The organism is Bartonella acomydis (genome assembly GCF_039543025.1).
GTDB lineage: Bacteria > Pseudomonadota > Alphaproteobacteria > Rhizobiales > Rhizobiaceae > Bartonella > Bartonella acomydis.
Genome location: NZ_BAABIY010000013.1, coordinates 1 through 1,681 on the forward strand (window position 1 = coordinate 1; position 1,681 = coordinate 1,681).

A 1,681-nucleotide genomic window follows, 5' to 3' on the forward strand; every position below is an offset into this window, starting at 1 on the left:
CTATGGCAATGCAAAGATCTCATATTGTGCAAAGATTTGGGGGCGTGTTTATGGCAATGCAAAACTTAACAAACAAAGCAAAGTAAGATTGGTTCCTAAAAATTGTGAAGTTTATGAAGGTGACAATATTATCGATAAAACTGATAAAACAGAATAAAAAACGGCGCATGGGGGCGCCTTCTTTTATGGCTATAAACACATTATAAGATGTATTGTTTAAAACGTATCATAAAAGAAAAAACTCAAAAAGAAAGCCGTGTCCTTTAACGTGACGCGGCTTTGAAATGGAGGCTTTGGAATAACCACTTCCAAATCATAAGTATTTTACATACAAAATGTATCATATTGCAAGCTCTCTATTGTCTTTANGTTTCTTATAATCATCTCATTTATAGTTTCAAACGTTTAAACATTCATTTAGAAAGGTTATCATAAGCGTCTTTTCATTTTTCTTTAAACATTATCGCTTTTACTAAAAATTTAGTAAAACCCCATGCCTCTATGATGTTACAACGATTTTGAATTTTGCTTGCTTATCTTTGTCTCAATAGATGCCCTCAAATTTGAGGTGATCTCATTTCGCTTCGTATTTTTAAATTATAACCTTTAAAACGTTTATTGATAGCTTGCTTGCATAACATAAAAAGGCTTTTGATTTCATATGACATAACATTTTGAATTTCATATCTGTTGTGATGATAATATCTGTATAATTGTCTGCCTATTATTTACTAAATTTTTAGTAAGCGCTTTAAAAACGATTTCGTCTTTAAATCTTTTTATGCGCCCTTAATAAATGAAAACCTATTAGCTTATAAAAGTTTTAAATGATTATTTTCCTTTTAAGGTTTCGCTCAAAAAAGCAAAACTCATATATTCTTAAACGCATGCGATTTGAGTGATAAAAACGTATCATAAAATTTATGAACTGTTATGAATGATAGCTGCTTTTCATTTCATTTGAATGTTTACATGCTTTATAATATTTACATCATGATTTTTTTTATGCTCTATTCATACGTGACAATCCTATATAAAAAATGGTCAAATGAATCACGTATAAAAGTGTGGATTCTTAAGTGGATTCATATAAAATAATTGCAAACAAACTATTGACTTTATTGTGTTTTTTTGTATTATACGTTATTATAGAAGATCAAGAATTACCACATCTTGTGAGTTCACTACGGATTGCTCTTAATGCGCTTTATAAATATTGGAAATAACGGCGCTGTAACAAAACAGTGACCGCTCCCTTGGTAAAAGGAGACAGGTGCGAAGAGGTGGCTTGTCGCCTCTTTCGCTTTTTATGGCGTTTTTACAAAAGTATAAATTATCAATATGTGTTATTTTTGTGTTGACAAAGTGCAGCAAATTGTATTTAATGACACTACTGTACTTAGGCGTATTGTGTCTAGAGAGGGTGATGTACAGTCGAAAATCCCTGCAAATGCGGGGTTTTTTATTATCTGGAGGGCGTATTTTATGACATGCGAAAATACAGAACAGGTTTTACAAGCGACAAAAAAACCTATGCCTCCCAATGCAGGAAAAATATTATCATAAAAAATACAATAAAGTCAATATGTTGCATGCAATTATTTTATATGAATCCACTTAAGAATCCACACTTTTATACGTGATTCATTTGACCATTTTTTATATAGGATTGTCACATATG

1 protein-coding gene is annotated in these 1,681 nt (G+C 31.0%); it reads left to right on the plus strand.

Translation table 11 applies throughout. The features are described 5' to 3' along the window. Positions 1-1,410 precede the first annotated feature (1,410 nt). Positions 1,411-1,566, plus strand: coding sequence for a hypothetical protein (locus ABD909_RS03590; RefSeq protein WP_345096596.1), 156 nt, complete (start codon positions 1,411-1,413; stop codon positions 1,564-1,566). Positions 1,567-1,681: the final 115 nt, after the last annotated feature.